The sequence below is a fragment of the Aestuariivirga sp. genome, from assembly GCF_020252405.1.
In the GTDB taxonomy this organism is placed as follows: Bacteria; Pseudomonadota; Alphaproteobacteria; order Rhizobiales; family Aestuariivirgaceae; genus Aestuariivirga.
Genome location: NZ_JADCDA010000072.1, coordinates 1 through 14,534 on the forward strand (window position 1 = coordinate 1; position 14,534 = coordinate 14,534).

Genomic DNA, 14,534 nt, shown 5'->3' on the forward strand with positions numbered 1-14,534 from the left:
TCGCATATGGCGGCGGCGTGTCTTGTGCCATGTCAATTTTCCCTTCTCCCGTCGCGGTACGCGATGGGAGAAGGGAACCCATATGCGATAGCCCTGCCCACGAGGGGGAGGGAAATCCTCATGGAGGCAATTGACCGCCCGCCGCTTTAGTTTACCGGCGTCATCGCGGCGAAGGCCGGGATCCAGCTTTCCGTCCGCGTGGTTGCCGTCCTCATTGGCAGCCTCCGCCAGGAGTCCATCACGCAACCGCAAGGGCGGCTTCGTGAAGCCGGAGACGGCGACGTTCCTGAAGGGCTTCCTGGAGGCATTCGAAAGCTGGATCGGGAAGGTGAAGGAATAAGCCAGGCACATCCCCAAAGTACCGTCATCCCGGCGAAAGCCGGGACCCCGCTTTCTTTCTCGCCGGAGTTTGCCGAAAGCGGGGCCCCGGCTTTCGCCGGGGTGACGAGCTGAGAGTCGTATTGGAACGCGCCTGAATCGCATTTGAGATTCGCACCCCGAGGCGCTAAAGCCCGTGCATATGACCCTTCCCAACGACACCAAGATCACCCCCGACCTCGTCAGGAGCCACGGCCTCAAGCCTGACGAATACGAACGCTTCGTGAAGCTTCTCGGGCGGGAGCCGACGCTGACCGAGCTCGGCATCTGCTCGGCCATGTGGAACGAGCACTGCTCCTACAAGTCGTCGAAGAAGTGGCTCAAAACCATGCCGACGAAGGGCGCACGAGTGATCCAGGGCCCCGGCGAAAATGCGGGAGTGATCGACATCGGCGACGGCGACGCCATCGTCTTCAAGATGGAGAGCCACAATCACCCCTCCTTCATCGAGCCCTATCAGGGCGCGGCAACGGGCGTGGGCGGCATCCTGCGTGACGTGTTCACCATGGGCGCCAGGCCCATCGCGGCGATGAACGCGCTGCGCTTCGGCGAGCCGTCACACCCCAGGACGCGCCATCTCGTGTCGGGCGTCGTCCATGGCATCGGCGGCTATGCCAACAGCTTCGGCGTGCCGACCATCGGCGGCGAGGTGAACTTCCATGCCCGCTACAACGGCAACATCCTCGTCAACGCCATGGCGGTGGGCCTCGCACGCGCGGATTCGATCTTCTATTCCAGGGCCAGGGGCATCGGGCTTCCCGTCGTCTATCTCGGCGCCAAGACGGGCCGTGACGGCATCCATGGCGCCACCATGGCGTCCGCCGAATTCGATGATCACGCGGAGGAAAAGCGCCCCACCGTGCAGGTCGGCGATCCCTTCACCGAAAAGTGCCTCCTGGAAGCCTGCCTCGAACTCATGGCGTCGGGTGCGGTCATCGCCATCCAGGACATGGGTGCGGCGGGCCTCACCTCCTCAGCCGTGGAGATGGGGGCCAAGGGCGATCTCGGCATCGAACTCGATCTCGACAAAGTGCCCTGCCGCGAAGAGGGCATGACGGCCTATGAGATGATGCTGTCCGAGAGCCAGGAGCGCATGCTCATGGTGCTCGATCCCGCGCGTGAGAAGCAGGCCGAGGCCATCTTCCGCAAATGGGGCCTCGACTTCGCCATCATCGGCAGGACCACGGGCACGCTGCGCTTCCTCATCAGGCACAAGGGCCAGGTGATGGCCGATCTCCCCATCAAGCAGATGGGCGACGAGGCGCCGGAATATGACCGCCCGTGGGTCCCCCCGGAAAAGCAGCCCGTTCTGGACAAGTTACCCGCCCCGGCTGACCTCAGGTCCGCCATCCTCAAGATCGTGGGTTCGCCGGACATGTGCTCCAGGCGCTGGGTGTGGGAGCAATATGACAGCCTCATCGGCTCCAACACCGCGCAGATTCCCGGCGGTGACGCGGGCGTGGTGCGCATCCGCGGCAAGAAGGCCATCGCCGTGTCCACCGACGTGACACCCCGCTATGTCGAGGCCGACCCGTTCGAGGGGGCAAAGCAGGCCGTCGCCGAATGCTGGCGCAACCTGACGGCCGTGGGTGCGGAGCCCATCGCCGTCACCGACAATCTCAACTTCGGCAACCCCGAGCGGCCCGAGATCATGGGCCAGCTCGTGCATGCCATCAAAGGCCTGTCGGAAGCCTGCAGCGCGCTCTCCTTCCCCATCGTCTCCGGCAATGTCTCGCTCTACAACGAGACCAACGGCCAGGGCATCCTGCCCACCCCGGCGGTCGGCGGCATCGGCCTCATTCCGGACGTCGGTCTTATGGCCACCATCGCCTTTAAGAATGCCGGTGACGTGATCCTGCTGGTGGGCGGCCATGGCAGCCATCTTGGCCAGTCGATCTACCTGCGCGAAGTTCTCGGCAGGGAAGAAGGCGCCCCGCCGCCCGTCGATCTGGCGCTCGAGAAGAAGAACGGCGATTTCGTCCGCCAGCTCATCCTCAGCGGCCAGCTCAGCGCCGTGCATGACGTGTCCGACGGCGGCCTCGGCCTCGCGGTGATCGAGATGGCCATGGCCTCCGGTCTGGGCGCAGAGCTCTCTGCACTCGATCATGAAAAGCTCTTCGGCGAGGACCAGGCGCGCTACGTGGTCACCGCCCGGCCCGACAAGGCCGCCGTGCTGCTGGCGGAGGCCGCCAGGGCCGGGGTTGGCGTGGTTGCGGTCGGAACCGTGACATCCGAGGCGACATTGAAGATCGGCGGCGGTCCGGCTATATCTGTGGCCGAATTGCGCGACGCCCATGAAGGCTGGTTCCCGGCCTATATGGCGGGCGGGCTTTAGGGGGAACGATCCATGGGCATGTCCGCCACCGACATCGAACGCTTCATCAGGGAGGCGCTCCCCGATGCGCAAGTGACCATCCGCGACCTCGCCGGTGACGGCGACCACTACGCCGCCAATGTCGTTTCCGCCGCCTTCAGGGGCAAGTCCCGCGTGCAGCAGCACCAGCTGGTCTATGCCGCCCTGAAGGGCCGCATGGGCGGCGAACTGCACGCGCTCGCACTCCAGACCAGCACCCCAGAGGATTGACCGATGACTGACATCGCCACCCAGATCGACAATGACGTGAAGTCCAACGACGTCGTCCTGTTCATGAAGGGCACGCCGGACATGCCGATGTGCGGCTTCTCCGGCCGCTCGGTGCAGATCCTCCAGCACCTCGGCGTTCCCTTCAAGGGCGTCAATGTGCTCGACTCCGCCGAGCTCCGCCAGGGCATCAAGGACTACACCAACTGGCCCACCATCCCCCAGCTCTACGTCAAGGGCGAGTTCGTCGGCGGCTCCGACATCATGATGGAGATGTTCCAGTCCGGCGAGCTGAAGCAGCTCATGGCCGACAAGGGCGTGGCCTAAGCGAGCACCCGTCCCGGCGCCGGCAGGGCGCCCATGCGGACCCCGCCGGAATGCCCATGCGCCAGAGCTATTCGGCGGCCGCACTCTTGCCCTGAAGGCGCTCGATGTTGGCCTGGGCCCTGTCGTTGCCGGCGGCGAGCGCCTGCTGATAAAGGTCGAGCGCCCTGGTCTTGTCGGCTGCCGCACCCCAGCCCATTTCATACATACCGCCCAGATTGTTGAGGCCCCACGGGTCGCGCTGCGCGGCGGCTGCCTGAAACAGGCTGAAAGCCTTGTCGAGATCGCGCGCCACTCCCTTGCCCTCGAGATAGAGCATGCCGAGATTGTTCTGGGCATCGGCGAGTTTCTGGTCGGCGGCCTTCTGGTACCATTCGGCGGCCAAGGTGAGATCGACCCCGGCGCCGCGGCCCTGCTGATAGGCCTGTCCCAGCGCATCCATGGCGGGCGCATAGCCCTTGGCGGCGGCGTCCTGGTAGAGCTTCAGCGCGGTGGGATAATCCTGCTTCAGGCCCCTGGCGCCGCGCGACACGAGCCGGGCCAGGCGGTACTGCGCCTCGACACTGCCTTGCAGCGCCGCCTGGCGGAACCAGCGCGCCGCCTCCGCCTCGTCGGCGGTTACGTTCCTGCCCGTCTCATAGGCAAGCCCCACCTGATATTGCGCATCGACGTCGCCCACTTTGGCCAGCGTCAGCTGCTTGTCGAAGGGAAGCTCCTCCAGCGACTGGGCCGCCGCGGGCGCGGTGGCCAGCAAAAGGGCTGCAAGGACAAAAGCAGGAGTGCGCATGGCAGGGCTTTTCATTTCAGTCGACACGGATGAACTTCATGGTCTTGCAGAAGATGCCCGCCACGCAGCCGCTGACCTTCATGGTCGATGGCCCGGTGAGCTGCATCCAGGAGGAATAGGTGTTGCCGTCGTCCGGGTTATAGATGGTGCCGACCCAGGAGTCCGCCCCATCACTCTGCATATTGGAAAGGATGGTAAGGCCGATCACCGGGCGCTGGCGGAGCGCGGGGTTCGGGTTTTCCTTGTCAAGGCGCGGGCGGCCGTGCCCGTCATGCGGCTTCCTGAGGGCCACCACCTTGCCGCAATAGCCGCCGCCGCAGGGCGATACCTTGACGGTCACCTTGCCGTTGGACATCCGCCAGATCCCGGTGGGGCCACCCGCCGCCTGCGAAGGAACGGCGGCAACCGTCATCCCGATCGATGCCAATGTCAGCGCAACCCAACGCATTCCTCAACCCTCCGCACGCCCGCCATGCGCCCTGCCCCGATCATGCCCGATTGCCGGGATTCATGGGAAGAGATATCGTCGCATGACTCAGCAAAGGAGATCATGATGGGCAACCTCGCGACGTTCAAGACCGCGACAACTCTTGAAACCGACGAATGGCAATTGCGTGTCGACCTGGCGGCGGCTTTCAGGCTGGCCGCGCGCTACGACTGGCATGAGGCGGTGGCCAACCACCTGAGCCTCGCCGTCTCGGCCGATGGCCGGAAGTTCCTCATGAATCCGCGCTGGAAGCATTTTTCCCGCATCAAGGCGTCCGAACTGCTGCTTCTGGACTCCGGCGACCCCGCCACCATGAACCGGCCGGACGCGCCGGACCTCACCGCCTGGTGCATTCATGGCCGCATGCATGCAAGCGTGCCGCAGGCGCGCTGCATCATCCACCTGCATCCGCCCTATACCACCGCGATCGCCTCTCTCGCCAACCCCGAAATCCTGCCGATCGACCAGAATACCGCGCGCTTCCATAATCGCGTGGCCTTCGACATGGACTATGGCGGCATGGCCAACACCGACGAGGAAGGCGACCGTCTGGGCCGCCTTCTCGGCAACAAGCAGATGATGATGATGGGCAACCATGGCCTGCTGGTCTGCGCCGAAACCGTGGCCGAGGCCTTCGACCTCACCTATTATTTCGAACGCGCCTGCCGCAACCTGGCGCTGGCCTATTCCACCGGCCAGAAGCTCCACGTCATGAGCCCCGCCGTGGCCGAGAAGACCGCGCAGGAATGGGAGGCCGACCGCGAACAGTTCAAGTCGCACTTCGCCGAAATGAAGGAAATCCTCGACAGCGAGGACCCCAGCTACGCCGATTGATCTGCCATTGAGCAAACCGGCGAAGGCTGCTAGGGAAACGGCCTTCGTCGGCAGTCACTGGAGGGGTGGCAGAGCGGTCGATTGCGGCGGTCTTGAAAACCGTTGGGGGTTCACGCCCTCCGGGGGTTCGAATCCCTCCCCCTCCGCCAGACAGCCCCTGGGCGACGATCCCGCGCCGCAGGCGACGTGAGCTGATGCGGATTGGTTCGGACCGCCTCCCTTGACCAAGAACAGAACGCGTCCGGACCCCGCCATTGGCATCAACCCTTCGCGATGGCTCATCAGGCGTCTGAAGGAGGCCGCGGCCGGGCAGTCCGCCGCCCGCGCCGATCTCAAACCGGTGGACGGCAACCCGCGGCGCGCACGGTCGATAGCGGATCAGAATGTCCAGTTTAGGCAGCACATCAAATGTCCATGTCTTGGTGAGGGCCCACATGTGTCGCGGCTGAGTGGGCTTGAGCCGCGACACCTGGACCGGTTGGCGCTTCTGTCCCGTCGCCGCGTCCGAGGCGGAGCGGCCCCCTGGAAGATGGCATGGCTGCCATCGGGATACCTGCGCGCCTTGACCCTGGCTTTCACGAAGTGGGCCCTGATCAGGCTTGCGGGACTTTGCAGCCTGAGCCGGTTGAACGACACGCAATTGCCGTTGCCGACCTGGCGCACCTCCCGATCACACGGAACTTCAGCGGGCGCCGGCGCCAGCGTCAACCGGATGGCTTTGCCTCCTCCCGCGGGCTATGCTACCCCGCCATATCATGATTGACCGAGACGCCGGATTCGCCCGCATGCCCGATGACTTGATGCGCTATGACCTGCTCGCCCAGAATGCCCTGAAGGGCGTTGTCCGCGAGGCCTTGCGCATTGCCGAGACGCAGGGGCTGCCGGGCGAGCACCACTTTTACATCGCCTTCAACACCAGGGCGCCGGGGGTGGAGTTGTCGGAGAAGATCGCCGCGCGCTACCCCCGCGAGATGACCATCGTGCTGCAACACCAGTACTGGAACCTGAAGGTGCATGACGACCGCTTCGAGGTGGAAGTCTCCTTCGACAATGTGCCGGAGCACCTGGTGATCCCCTTCGACGCGGTGAAGGGCTTCCTCGACCCTGCGGTGCAGTTCGGCCTGCAGTTCGAGACACAGGCAGCACCCCGGCCGCGCGAGGTGGAGCAGCCCAAGCCCGCCGCCGCAAAAGCCGAGCCGCAGCCTGCCCCGGCAATCCAGTCCGCCGATGGCAAACCTGAAAAAAAGGGGGCGGCGCAGGACGAGGCCGCCAAGGTCGTGTCGCTCGACCAGTTCCGCAAGAAGTGAGGGCTCCGATGAACAAACACATCCTCGCCGCCGTGGCGGTCATCGCCTGCGCACTGGGCATCGGCGCGGCGTGGTCCAGTTCGGCCTATGACCAGCGCGCTCTCGCGGCGCTGTCGGACGCCGAGCTGATGAAGCTTCCGGTCAAGAAGCTTTTCTCCAGCTTCACCACCCCCGCCGCCTCCATGAAGTCCCGTCCCATCGGCTTTTATGCCAAGGGCTGCCAGGCGGGTGCGGAGGCGCTGCCCATCGACGGGCCGGCCTGGCAGGTGATCCGCCTGTCGCGCAACCGCAACTGGGGCCAGCCGGTGCTCGTCGACGTGGTCGAGCGCCTCGCGACCGAGGCCAAGGCCAGCGACGGCTGGAACGGGCTGCTCGTGGGCGACATGTCCATGCCGCGCGGCGGGCCGATGCCGTCCGGCCATGCCAGCCACCAGGTCGGGCTTGATGCCGATATCTGGTTCAAACCCATGCCCGGCCACCGCCTGACAGCGAAAGAGCGCGAAGACATCAAGCCCGATGTGGTGGCGCCAAACCGCCACAGCCTCGACACGTCGCTGTGGACGGAGGCCCATGCGCGGCTGCTGAAGCGCGCCGCCTCCTACCGCGAGGTCGAACGGATCTTCGTCAACCCGCCGATCAAGGCGGAGCTGTGCAAGTGGGCCACGGGCGACCGTTCGTGGCTCGCCAAGATGCGCCCCTATTACAATCACAACTACCATTTTCATATCCGCCTCAAATGTCCGGCGGGCGCCGCGAACTGCAGGGCGCAGGCGCCGGTGCGACCGGCGGACGGCACCGGCTGCGGCAACGAGCTGGCTTACTGGATGGGCGACAAGCCCTGGCCCAAGCCGCCCAAGCAGACAAAGCCGCCCAAGCCCGTGAAGCCTCCGCCTCCCTTGACTCTCGCATCGCTTCCTGCTGAATGCCGCGCCGTCGTTACGGCCCAATAGCCGGTCGGCTTGGAACAGGGGCCGGCGCCGGTGGCGCCCATATATGAACAAAACCGAAGCGCAGCATACCGGCCCCGGCAAGACCTCCGTTAAACTTGCCTATGCCTCGATCGGCGTCGTGTTCGGCGACATCGGAACGAGCCCGCTCTATGCCATGCGCGAAGCGCTGCACCCGGTCGTCGCCTCCGGCGCCGGACTGCGCGAGGCGGTGCTTGGCGTCGCCTCATTGCTGCTGTGGGCGCTGATCCTCATCGTCACCGTCAAATACGTATTCTTCCTGATGCGCGCCGACAACAAGGGCGAAGGCGGCATCCTCTCGCTCGTGGTGCTGGTCGAAAGCCTGCTCAACCGGAAGGGCGGCTTCGCTCTGTCGCTCGGCATCGTCGGCGCGGCCTTTTTCTTCGGCGACGCGATGATCACGCCGGCCATGTCGGTCTTGTCCGCCGTCGAGGGCCTCAAGGTGGTGAACCACCATTTCGAGCCCTATGTGGCGCCGCTGACGCTGGCGATCCTGATTTCGCTGTTCCTGTTCCAGTACAAGGGCACGGGCGGCGTGGCGAAACTGTTCGCGCCGGTCACCATGGTGTGGTTTGCGACACTCGGCGTCATGGGCCTGTTCCACATCTCGGACGACCTTGAGATTTTGACCGCCTTCAACCCGATGCACGGCATCGGCATGCTGATCGACCGGCCGGGCCTGGCGCTGCTGGTGTTCGGCGGCGTGTTCCTGGCCGTCACCGGCGGCGAGGCGCTCTATGCCGACATGGGCCATTTCGGGGCAAAGCCCATCCGCATGGCCTGGCTTGCCGTAGTGTTCCCCGGCCTCATCCTCAACTATCTGGGCCAGGGCGCCTTCATCATCTCGCACCCGGAGGCGGTGACCAACCCGTTCTTTCTCATGGTGCAGGGCTGGATGGTGATCCCGCTGGTGCTGCTCGCCACCGCGGTGACGGTGATCGCGTCCCAGGCCGTCATCACCGGCGCCTTCTCGATCGCCCAGCAGGCGATGTCATTGGGCCTCTTCCCGCGCATGGGAATCACCCATACGAGCGAGACCGAACAGGGCCAGATCTATGTGGGCCAGATCAACTGGATGATCCTCGTGGGCGTGATCATTCTCGTGATGGTGTTCGAGTCATCCTCCAACCTCGCCTCCGCCTATGGCATCGCGGTCAACACCTCGATGCTGGTCGACACCATCCTCGCATCGATCTTCTTCTGGAAGTCGCGCAACCTGCCGCTCTTCATCGTGCTGCCGGCCTTGGCCGTCATCTTCGTGATCGAGGCGACCTTCCTTGCCGCCAACGGCCTGAAGCTCGCCAATGGCGGCTATGTGCCGGTGCTGATGGGCGCCACCATCATCCTGCTGATGGTCACCTGGATGAGGGGCCGCCGCGCGCTCACCGACAAGCTGAAAAAGGAATCGGTGGAACTCGTGCCGCTGCTCGAAAGCCTGGAGCGCCGCCAGCCGGCGCGGGTGGCGGGCGCTGCCGTGTTTCTGCAGACCGATCCGCTCTATGCGCCCTCCGCGCTGATGCACAACCTCAAGCACAACCGCGTGCTGCACGACCGGCTGGTGTTCATCACCGCGGAAACGACGAGCCAGCCGCGCATCGACGGCGAGGACCGCGTGGCGGTGAAGCAATTGCCGCTCGGCGCCTGGCTGGTGGAGGCGCGCTTCGGCTATATGGAGCAGCCGGACGTGCCGAAGGCGCTCAGGGCCTGCGCCGAATTCGGCCTCGAGATCGACCCGCGCCATGCGTCATATTTCCTTGGCAGAAGGGTCATACGCATGTCGGCCCGGTCGTCGCTGCCGTTCTGGCAGCAGCGGCTGTTCATCATGATGGCGAACCAGTCCTCCCGCGCCATCGAGTTCTTCCGCATTCCGCCCGACCGCGTGGTCGAGCTCGGCATGCAGATGAGCGTCTGACCCACCAGCGACAGGATTACGGCATGGCTCTCCTCGCCCCCTTCTCCGCCCCCGGACGCTTCTGGCGCGGCAACCTGCACACGCATTCGAACCTCTCCGATGGCGCATTGGAGCCGAAGCAGGTGATCGATGCCTACAAGGGCGCGGGCTATGACTTCATGCAGCTCTCCGAGCACTTCATCGAGCATTTCGATTTCCCGGTCGCCGACACGCGGCCCTTCCGCTCCAACAGCTTCACCACGCTGATCGGCGTCGAGCTGCATGCGCCGGAAACCCAGGTTGGCGAGCTCTGGCACATCGTGGCCGCGGGATTGCCGCTCGATTTCCCGCGCAATCTGGCGGGCGAGACGGGTGCCGGGCTGGCGCGCCGCGCGGCCGAGGCCGGGGCCTTCATCGGAATCGCGCATCCCGCCTGGTCGCAACTGACGATCGAGGATGGCCGCGCCATCGACGCGGCGCATGCGGTGGAAATCTACAACCACGGCTGCGCCGTGGAGAATGACCGCGGCGACGGCTGGTACCTCGCCGACCAGCTGTTCACCGAGGGCAGGCGCCTGACGGCCTTCGCCACCGATGACGCGCACTTCAAGGGGCCGGACTATTTCGGCGGCTGGGTGCATGTGAAGGCCGCGAGCCTTGACCCCGGCGCGCTGCTCGAGAGCCTGAAGAAGGGCCTCTATTATTCGAGCATGGGTCCGCAGCTCTATGCGATCGAGATGAACGGCAAGGAGATCTCGATCTCCTGCTCGCCGGTCGACACCATCACGGTGGTCTGCGGCACGTCACGCAGCGCGGTGCGGATGGGCAAAGCCATCACCGATGCCAGCTTCGATCTCGCCAGGCTCGAAAAGGGCTGGCTCCTCAGGAAGACCAGCCCGTGGTTCCGCGTCACGGTGATCGATGGCGCGGGCAAGCGCGCCTGGAGCAATCCGATCTGGCGGGACGAGATCGGCTGAGGTCCGTGCCGCTCTGGATCGTCATCTGCGGTCTGGGCCTCACCCAGATCATCGGCTGGGGCACCACCTATTACATTCTGGGGGCGCTTTCGCAGGACATTGCCCTCTCGACCGGCTGGTCCGGCACGCTGATCTTCGGCGCTTTCTCGGCCGCCCTGCTGCTCAGCGCGCTGATCTCGCGCCAGGGCGGGCGGCTGATCGACCGGATCGGCGGCCGGCGCGTGATGATCGCGGGCTCGCTCTGCGCGGTGGCGGGGCTGACGCTGATGGGCCTGATCCCGCACCCCGTCGCCTATGCCGCGGGCTGGTTGCTGCTCGGCCTTGCCATGCGCTTCGCGACCTATGACGCCGCCTTCGCGAGCCTGACGCAGATCGCCGGGCATGGGGCGCGGCGCGCCATCTCCTATCTCACGCTGTTCGGAGGCCTCGCCTCCACCGTGTTCTGGCCGTTGGGCCATTACCTCGCCCTCAACATCGGCTGGGCGCACACGCTGCTGGTCTATGCGGCGCTGAACCTGTTCGTTTGCCTGCCGCTCCACTGGGCCGTGCTGCATGCCGCGAAGGGCGAGCGTGCGGAGGAGCACATCGCGGAGGCGGCGAAGAAAGTGCATGTCCAGGGTCGCGGGCGGCGGGTGGCGATCGCGCTTTTCGCCTCGGCGCTGGCGCTCAACGGGCTGGTTTTCTCCTCGATCTCGGCCCATGCGGTGCCGCTGTTCCAGGGTCTGGGCTTTGGCGGCGGGGACGCGGTGTTCATGGCCGCCCTGATCGGCCCTTCGCAGGTGGCAAGCCGGATGGGCGAAATCCTGATGGGCCGCCGCCTGAGCCCGATGCGGCTGGGCCTTATCGCCTTCGGGCTGCTGCCGGTGGCGGTGGGGCTTTTCGCAATCATGGGCTTCTCATGGCCCGCGGCCATCGTCTTCGCGGTTCTCTATGGCGCGTCGAACGGGCTCGTCACCATCGCCAAGGGGGCGGTGCCGCTGATGCTGTTCGGCGCCAAAGGCTATGGCGAGGTGCTGGGCATGATCTCCGCCCCTAACCTGATCCTCAATGCGGCGGCACCTTTGCTGTTCGCGCTGCTGCTGGGCGTTGCGAGCCCGCAGGCCGCGCTGCTGATCGCGGGTGCATCGGCGCTTGCCTCAACCCTGTTCATGCTGTGGCTGGCCAGGCTTCACCCACAACATGTGCCAGACAGCATCTGATCGGCTTCCGTCTGGCTGGCGGGCAAAGGTTCGGCGTGATAATCAGCCTCCCTGCGCCGTTCCGCAAGGCGGCGAATTTCGGGGAAACCATGGGCAAGACGCGCACCGAGACGGATACCTTCGGCGCCATCGAGGTTGACGCCACCCGCTACTGGGGTGCGCAGGCGCAGCGCTCGATCGGCAATTTCAGGATCGGCTGGGAGAAGCAGCCGCTGCCCGTGGTGAGAGCGCTCGGCATCGTGAAGCGCGCGGCGGCGGAAACCAACATGGCGCTCGGCCGCCTCGACCCCAGGATCGGCGAGACGATCGTCAAGGCGGCGCAGGAGGTGATCGACGGCAAGCTCGACGAGCACTTCCCCCTTGTCGTGTGGCAAACGGGTTCGGGCACCCAGTCCAACATGAACGCCAATGAGGTGATTTCGAACCGCGCCATCGAGATGTTGGGGGGCGTGATGGGCTCCAAGAACCCCGTACACCCCAATGACCACGTGAACATGAGCCAGTCGTCCAACGACACCTACCCCACCGCCATGCACATCGCGGCGGCGGAGGAGGTTGAGCACCGGCTGATCCCGGCGCTCAAGCACCTGCACAAGGCGCTCGACAAGAAGGCCCATGACTGGAACCACATCATCAAGATCGGCCGCACCCACACGCAGGATGCAACGCCGCTCACGCTCGGGCAGGAGTTTTCCGGCTATGCCCAGCAGGTCGAAAACGGCATCAAGCGCATCGGGATGACCATGCCGATGCTGATGGAGCTCGCCCAGGGCGGCACCGCGGTCGGCACCGGCCTCAACGCGCCCGTTGGCTTTGCGGAGATGGTGGCCGACCGCATCGCCATGATCACCGGCATGCCCTTCACCTCCGCCCCCAACAAGTTCGAGGCTCTGGCCGCGCATGACGCGATGGTGATGACGCATGGGGCAATCAACACGGTGGCCGTGTCGCTGTTCAAGATCGCCAATGACATCCGCCTGCTGGGCTCCGGCCCGCGCTCGGGGCTGGGCGAACTCGCGCTGCCGGAAAACGAGCCGGGCTCCTCCATCATGCCGGGCAAGGTGAACCCGACGCAATGCGAGGCGCTCACCATGGTCTGCGTGCAGGTGTTCGGCAATCAGGCGGCGCTGAGCTTCGCGGGCAGCCAGGGCCATTTCGAGCTCAACGTCTACAATCCCGTGATGGCCTATAACTTCCTGCAGTCGGTGCGGCTCGTCTCGGACGCCGCCGTGAGCTTCACCGACAATTGCGTCAGCGGCATCGTGGCGCGCGAGGACAATATCAGGCAGGCGCTCGGCCGCTCGCTGATGCTGGTCACCGCGCTGGCCCCCAAATACGGTTATGACCGCGCGGCGAGGATCGCCAAGACCGCCCACAAGAACGGCGCCACGCTGCGCGAGGAGGCCGTGAAGGACGGCATTCCGGGCGATGACTTCGATGCGATCGTGCGCCCCGAGGACATGATCGGACCGAAGTGATGGGCGAGATCGTCAGCCTCAAGCTCCACCGCAAGCGGAAAGAGCGCGCCGCGAAGGCGGAAACCGCCGCGGAGAACCGCGTGCAGTTCGGCCGCGGCAAGGCCGAAAGGAAGCTGACGGACGCGCTGAACGAAAAGGCCGCAAAGGACATCTCCTCCCACAAGCGCGAGGAGTGATGGGCCGGGACCTCAAGCGTTCGCTCACCATCGCCGGCCACCGCACGTCTCTGTCGCTCGAACCGGAATTCTGGGAAGCGCTGCGGAAAGCGGCGGCGCGGCGCAAGCTGTCGGCGGCCGCACTGGCGGCCGAGATCGATCAGACGCGCGGCGGCAGGAATTTATCCAGCGCGGTGCGGGTGTGGCTGCTGAATGAGGCGGGGGACCGGCGATAGCGCCGGAAGTCCCCGACCCAATTCTCACCTTCGCCCGGCTTGACCGGGCGATCCTTTTTGGCAGCCAGCAAAAGGACACCCGGGACAAGCCGGGGCAAGGTGAAGAAAAGGGCGGAAGCACTCCCCAGTCTCACCTTGCGCGGGCTCGACCCGCGCATCCTTTTTGGCGGCAACACGTCAGGCCCTGACCTTCCCGATCCAGCCCTCGAAGGCCGTCAGGAAATTCTGCAGGAACGTCTTGGTCTCCGGCTTCACGAACCCGCCCTTGCCATCCAGCACCGTCTGCACCTGGGCGATATAGGCCTCGGGCTGCTGGAGCACCGGCATGTTGAGAAACACCAGTGACTGGCGCAGATGGTGGTTGGCGCCGAAGCCCGAGAGCACGCCCTGCGAGACCGAGATCACGGCGGCGGGCTTGCCGTTCCACGACGACTTGCCATAGGGGCGGGAGCCGGCGTCGATGGCATTCTTCAGCACACCCGGCACTGAGCGGTTGTACTCGGGCGTGGCGAACAGCACCGCGTCCGCCTTCTCGATGCTCTGCTTGAACGCCGTCACCTGCTGCGGGGGCGACGCTTCGTGATCGGCGTTGAAAAGGGGAAGATCCCCGATCTCGACGACCCGCAGGCGAAGGCCGGGAGGAGCGATGCCCTGAAGGGTAACCACCAGCTGCCGGGTGAGGGACTCCTTGCGAAGGCTGCCGATGAGGACGGCGACGTCATAGGTCATTGCTTGCTCCATTCTGTAATTGTCGCTGTTACAGATGGGGACGCAACGGGAGTTTTTTAGTCTCTAGTACTACAGTTGCGTCTGCGTGGTGAGTCTTGCGCGGTAGTGGGCCTCGGCGGCATGGGCTTGGTGAACGCGCCGCCAGAGTGACCAACTGAACACGAAGGCGCGTTTGACAGGTGGCGGAAAGACAAGCCGCGCCA

Annotated in this window: 16 protein-coding genes and 1 tRNA gene; 13 read left to right on the forward strand and 4 right to left on the reverse strand. The window is 65.2% G+C overall.

Translation table 11 applies throughout. The annotated features are described in order from the left end of the window. The coding region (locus tag IOC69_RS10960) for a hypothetical protein (RefSeq protein WP_290543590.1) at positions 1–351 on the reverse strand (351 nt) is incomplete at its 3' end. Between the two features lie 169 nt (positions 352–520). Here IOC69_RS10960 and purL point away from each other — a divergent pair. From purL to grxD, 3 genes are read left to right on the forward strand one after another with little or no spacing between them, the layout of a single operon-like run. Then, positions 521–2,713 carry a phosphoribosylformylglycinamidine synthase subunit PurL gene (gene purL / locus IOC69_RS10965; protein ID WP_290543591.1) on the forward strand — a complete coding sequence of 731 codons (2,193 nt, stop codon included), beginning with the start codon at positions 521–523 and terminating at the stop codon, positions 2,711–2,713. Positions 2,714–2,725: 12 nt separating this feature from the next. After that, positions 2,726–2,962 carry a BolA family protein gene (locus tag IOC69_RS10970; protein WP_290543592.1) on the forward strand — a complete coding sequence of 79 codons (237 nt, stop codon included), beginning with the start codon at positions 2,726–2,728 and terminating at the stop codon, positions 2,960–2,962. 3 nt (positions 2,963–2,965) lie between these two features. After that, the gene (gene grxD, locus IOC69_RS10975; protein ID WP_290543593.1) at positions 2,966–3,286 is read left to right on the forward strand and encodes a Grx4 family monothiol glutaredoxin; all 321 of its coding nucleotides are present in this window, start codon (positions 2,966–2,968) and stop codon (positions 3,284–3,286) included. A gap of 67 nt (positions 3,287–3,353) precedes the next feature. Here the strand turns inward: grxD and IOC69_RS10980 are convergent, their stop codons facing one another. Then, on the reverse strand, positions 3,354–4,070 hold the full coding sequence (locus tag IOC69_RS10980) for a tetratricopeptide repeat protein (protein ID WP_290543594.1): 717 nt from the start codon (positions 4,068–4,070) through the stop codon (positions 3,354–3,356). Positions 4,071–4,086: 16 nt separating this feature from the next. Then, positions 4,087–4,518: a DUF2147 domain-containing protein gene (locus tag IOC69_RS10985; RefSeq protein ID WP_290543595.1), complete on the reverse strand. Its 432-nt coding sequence runs from the start codon at positions 4,516–4,518 to the stop codon at positions 4,087–4,089. Positions 4,519–4,620: 102 nt separating this feature from the next. On the opposite strand from IOC69_RS10985, the gene IOC69_RS10990 reads away from it, so the two are divergent. From IOC69_RS10990 to IOC69_RS11035, 10 genes are all read left to right on the forward strand, one after another. Then, complete coding sequence (locus tag IOC69_RS10990) at positions 4,621–5,391, forward strand: class II aldolase/adducin family protein (RefSeq protein WP_290543596.1); 771 nt, start codon at positions 4,621–4,623, stop codon at positions 5,389–5,391. 59 nt (positions 5,392–5,450) lie between these two features. Next, positions 5,451–5,540, forward strand: a tRNA-Ser gene (locus IOC69_RS10995). Positions 5,541–6,176: 636 nt separating this feature from the next. Next, positions 6,177–6,698 (forward strand): ClpXP protease specificity-enhancing factor SspB, encoded by a 522-nt coding sequence (locus IOC69_RS11000; RefSeq protein ID WP_290543597.1) that lies wholly within the window; start codon positions 6,177–6,179, stop codon positions 6,696–6,698. 8 nt (positions 6,699–6,706) lie between these two features. After that, positions 6,707–7,648: a penicillin-insensitive murein endopeptidase gene (mepA, locus tag IOC69_RS11005; RefSeq protein ID WP_290543598.1), complete on the forward strand. Its 942-nt coding sequence runs from the start codon at positions 6,707–6,709 to the stop codon at positions 7,646–7,648. Positions 7,649–7,691: 43 nt separating this feature from the next. Next, positions 7,692–9,578 (forward strand): potassium transporter Kup, encoded by a 1,887-nt coding sequence (locus IOC69_RS11010; protein ID WP_290543599.1) that lies wholly within the window; start codon positions 7,692–7,694, stop codon positions 9,576–9,578. A gap of 23 nt (positions 9,579–9,601) precedes the next feature. Further along, complete coding sequence (locus tag IOC69_RS11015; RefSeq protein ID WP_290543600.1) at positions 9,602–10,534, forward strand: CehA/McbA family metallohydrolase; 933 nt, start codon at positions 9,602–9,604, stop codon at positions 10,532–10,534. 5 nt (positions 10,535–10,539) lie between these two features. After that, positions 10,540–11,733, forward strand: a complete 1,194-nt coding sequence (locus IOC69_RS11020) for an MFS transporter (RefSeq protein WP_290543601.1) — start codon at positions 10,540–10,542, stop codon at positions 11,731–11,733. 89 nt (positions 11,734–11,822) lie between these two features. Further along, positions 11,823–13,211, forward strand: coding sequence for a class II fumarate hydratase (fumC, locus tag IOC69_RS11025; RefSeq protein ID WP_290543605.1), 1,389 nt, complete (start codon positions 11,823–11,825; stop codon positions 13,209–13,211). Then, the gene (locus tag IOC69_RS11030) at positions 13,208–13,387 is read left to right on the forward strand and encodes a DUF4169 family protein (RefSeq protein ID WP_290543602.1); all 180 of its coding nucleotides are present in this window, start codon (positions 13,208–13,210) and stop codon (positions 13,385–13,387) included. Before fumC ends, IOC69_RS11030 begins: the two co-directional genes overlap by 4 nt. After that, the gene (locus tag IOC69_RS11035) at positions 13,387–13,602 is read left to right on the forward strand and encodes a ribbon-helix-helix domain-containing protein (protein WP_290543603.1); all 216 of its coding nucleotides are present in this window, start codon (positions 13,387–13,389) and stop codon (positions 13,600–13,602) included. Before IOC69_RS11030 ends, IOC69_RS11035 begins: the two co-directional genes overlap by 1 nt. Before the next feature lie 177 nt (positions 13,603–13,779). Here IOC69_RS11035 and IOC69_RS11040 read toward each other — a convergent pair whose 3' ends face one another. Beyond that, positions 13,780–14,331, reverse strand: a complete 552-nt coding sequence (locus IOC69_RS11040) for an NAD(P)H-dependent oxidoreductase (RefSeq protein WP_290543604.1) — start codon at positions 14,329–14,331, stop codon at positions 13,780–13,782. Between the last annotated feature and the right edge of the window lie 203 nt (positions 14,332–14,534).

What these genes read in the sequence shown, in the direction of transcription:
- mepA (WP_290543598.1), top strand. Translation starts at nt 6,707, where the DNA reads ATGAACAAACACATCCTCGCCGCCGTGGCGGTCATCGCCTGCGCACTG.
- fumC (WP_290543605.1), top strand. Translation starts at nt 11,823, where the DNA reads ATGGGCAAGACGCGCACCGAGACGGATACCTTCGGCGCCATCGAGGTT.
- purL (WP_290543591.1), top strand. Translation starts at nt 521, where the DNA reads ATGACCCTTCCCAACGACACCAAGATCACCCCCGACCTCGTCAGGAGC.
- IOC69_RS10985 (WP_290543595.1), bottom strand. Translation starts at nt 4,518, where the DNA reads ATGCGTTGGGTTGCGCTGACATTGGCATCGATCGGGATGACGGTTGCC.
- grxD (WP_290543593.1), top strand. Translation starts at nt 2,966, where the DNA reads ATGACTGACATCGCCACCCAGATCGACAATGACGTGAAGTCCAACGAC.
- IOC69_RS10980 (WP_290543594.1), bottom strand. Translation starts at nt 4,070, where the DNA reads ATGCGCACTCCTGCTTTTGTCCTTGCAGCCCTTTTGCTGGCCACCGCG.
- IOC69_RS11040 (WP_290543604.1), bottom strand. Translation starts at nt 14,331, where the DNA reads ATGACCTATGACGTCGCCGTCCTCATCGGCAGCCTTCGCAAGGAGTCC.
- IOC69_RS11010 (WP_290543599.1), top strand. Translation starts at nt 7,692, where the DNA reads ATGAACAAAACCGAAGCGCAGCATACCGGCCCCGGCAAGACCTCCGTT.
- IOC69_RS11015 (WP_290543600.1), top strand. Translation starts at nt 9,602, where the DNA reads ATGGCTCTCCTCGCCCCCTTCTCCGCCCCCGGACGCTTCTGGCGCGGC.
- IOC69_RS11000 (WP_290543597.1), top strand. Translation starts at nt 6,177, where the DNA reads ATGCCCGATGACTTGATGCGCTATGACCTGCTCGCCCAGAATGCCCTG.
- IOC69_RS11035 (WP_290543603.1), top strand. Translation starts at nt 13,387, where the DNA reads ATGGGCCGGGACCTCAAGCGTTCGCTCACCATCGCCGGCCACCGCACG.
- IOC69_RS10990 (WP_290543596.1), top strand. Translation starts at nt 4,621, where the DNA reads ATGATGGGCAACCTCGCGACGTTCAAGACCGCGACAACTCTTGAAACC.
- IOC69_RS10970 (WP_290543592.1), top strand. Translation starts at nt 2,726, where the DNA reads ATGGGCATGTCCGCCACCGACATCGAACGCTTCATCAGGGAGGCGCTC.